Below are 302 nucleotides of genomic sequence, written 5' to 3'. Positions count from 1 at the left end.
TAAGAGACAGGTGTAGGGTAGTCCCTTTCCGTTTCTACCCTGGAGAACAGTGATGACCCTGATGGAGTCCGACCTGACCGCACTGGCCGCCCGCCTCGGCGAAAGCCTTCGTTACCTGGGCGAGCAGGTCAGCACGGCGGAATCCTGCACCGGTGGCGGCATCGCCGAGGCGATCACCCGCATCCCGGGGAGTTCGGGCTGGTTCGAGGCTGGCTACGTGACCTACTCGAACCGCCAGAAGACCCTCCAGCTGGAGGTGCCCGAGTCGCTGTTCCCGGCAGTCGGCGCGGTCAGCCGGGAAG

Annotated in this window: 1 protein-coding gene; it reads left to right on the top strand. The window is 65.2% G+C overall.

Going from position 1 to position 302, the window contains the following annotated elements; all coding sequences use genetic code 11:
* Nucleotides 1-52: 52 nt before the first annotated feature.
* Nucleotides 53-302, top strand: a 250-nt coding sequence (locus ACLJNW_RS24270) for a CinA family protein (protein WP_410961227.1), incomplete at its 3' end; no start/stop codon positions are given.

Source organism: Salmonella sp. SAL4457 (genome assembly GCF_046548235.1).
GTDB classification, from domain to species: Bacteria; Pseudomonadota; Gammaproteobacteria; order Enterobacterales; family Enterobacteriaceae; genus Salmonella; species Salmonella enterica.
Note: the sequence above shows the minus strand (reverse complement) of the source record. Positions and strands in the feature narration are given on the sequence as shown.